Source organism: Methylomonas rosea, assembly GCF_024505055.1.
Taxonomy (GTDB): domain Bacteria; phylum Pseudomonadota; class Gammaproteobacteria; order Methylococcales; family Methylomonadaceae; genus Methylomonas; species Methylomonas rosea.
The window spans coordinates 1-1886 of sequence record NZ_JANIBL010000136.1 but is presented as its reverse complement, the minus strand read 5'-3'; the positions used below and the strand labels follow the sequence as shown (position 1 = coordinate 1886).

Sequence of the window (1886 nt, the reverse complement as noted above, 5' to 3'; positions counted from 1 at the left end):
GATAAAGCCCGGACATAAACAAGCAATCTTGGGTTTGCCGAGGCTGCTATGAATCGCTCCAGACACTGTGCAGCAGTTTTTTCGTCGGCATTTTTCTGTCGTATTCCAGCAGCTTACGGTAAAGTTGCAGAGTCAAACTGATATACTGGCTTTCGTCTGTCTCAGGTTAGCTATCTGCTGTTCCTGGTCGGAAGCCTACATCATTATTATAAAAACTATATTAGCCAGGATTATTTATGGAAGCTTATTTGCCCATGATTCAAAGCATACTGTCGGATTGGTATCGATTAACGCTGGAAAACCAGGAATATGCCGGTGCTTTAGCGCTTGCCGTTTGGTTGCTGACGGCGATGTTTTACAGTATCAGGATTTATTTTTTAAAGAAAACTAATGCCATCAATTTAAAAGCGCGCATCGCCTTACAAGCCGATTTCGATGCCGCGCAACAGCAGCAGCAAGCCTTGCAAGAACAATTAACTGTCAATATCGAGCAGTTACAGGATGCCCAAACTGCTGCCGAGGACAAAGCGCAACAGGCAGCCAGTCTGGAAGAGAAGCTAGTACAGGCAAATCGGCAAGTAATCGACAGCGTCAAAACCCTGGCCGGTAGTTTTGAATTGACCGAGCCTGCTTTACCTGCCGCTAACGATCTGCAATCGACGGAATTGTGGCCGCGCTATTTCGCGCTTACCGCGCAAATTACCGAACGCTTTAAAGCCGAACAGCAAGGCAAAACCGAGCTGCAACTGGCTCTGTGGGCGGAAACGGCCAAACTGGCCGAAAAAGATGCGCTATTGGGGCCGTTGCAGTTACGCTTGGAGTCGCAAACCGAACAGCTGAATAAACTGGAATTGGCGGTGGAAGAGCAAAAAATTCTGCGCGAACGCGATCAAGCCAGCGCCGAGAAATTGTTGGCGGATACCCTCGCAAAACATCAAGCCGAACTGGCGCGTTACGCCGATTCGGCCAAACAATCGGCAGCGCCTGCGGTGGCTCACTCGCAGCCGGTATCGCAACCGGAGCCAAAAGTAGTTATCAGCGAAGCCCCCGCCGTTATCCAGCCATCCCCGGCTGTTGTTGAGCCTACTGTGGTTCAGGCACCTGTCGAGCCGCCAAAGCCGGTCGAGCGCGAAGTTGCGCCGGTTGTCGATAAGCCCAAACCAGTGGTGGCCGAGCCGGCACCGGCGAAGCAGTCGTCTGTCGATAAATTGGCCGAGAAAAGCGGCGGTTTCGGCAAGTTCAAGCAAATGTTGAACAACACCATGCAGCAAATGGCCAAGTTGGATCAAAAGCTGGGCACACAGACCGAAGTCGCTGCCGAGGCTATCCAGGAAGAACTGGAAGAAATCGCTGCACCTATAATGGAAGCGGCTGTTGAGCTTAAAGAAAATGCGGTGGAAATCGCGGAAACTGCCGCCGAAGCGGTTAAAGAACCGGCGGCCGGCGTGGGCGGTAAGTTGAAAAGTTTGTTCGGTAAAAGCAAACCGGCAGAGCTTGCGGTCGAGTCCGAACCGGCAGCCGTGGAGCCGGAGCCGATTGTCGAAACAGTCGCCGCCGCAGTCGAACCAGCCAAGCCTGCCGGGTTAAAAGGGTTGCTGAAAAAGTGGAAATGATAGTTTCCGCTGTTTAAAAATCGGCCGGGCAGCCTCTGCTAGCCCGGCTGTTTAATCCGTTCCGATTCCAATTGAAACCTGCCAGTGGCTCCAGCCCGCCATAAGTCGATAATTGCATATCTATGGTCAGTGACTGCAACGCTGTGGGGCGATTGTAGTCTCGATGTAGCGTCAGCGGATTCGAGGGTGTCGGGGCGCTGGCCCCAAATTCGCATCGGCAATTGCAGGACATTGTCTTTCGAAACCTTGATTGCATAGGGGCTGCTTGCTTTA

General features: G+C 52.2%; 1 protein-coding gene. It reads left to right on the top strand.

Annotated elements, in window-relative coordinates:
- The first annotated feature begins 236 nt into the window (after window positions 1-236).
- A complete protein-coding gene (locus tag NP589_RS21455; RefSeq protein WP_256608794.1) occupies window positions 237-1613 on the top strand; it encodes a hypothetical protein in 1377 nt (458 codons plus the stop codon).
- Window positions 1614-1886 lie beyond the last annotated feature (273 nt).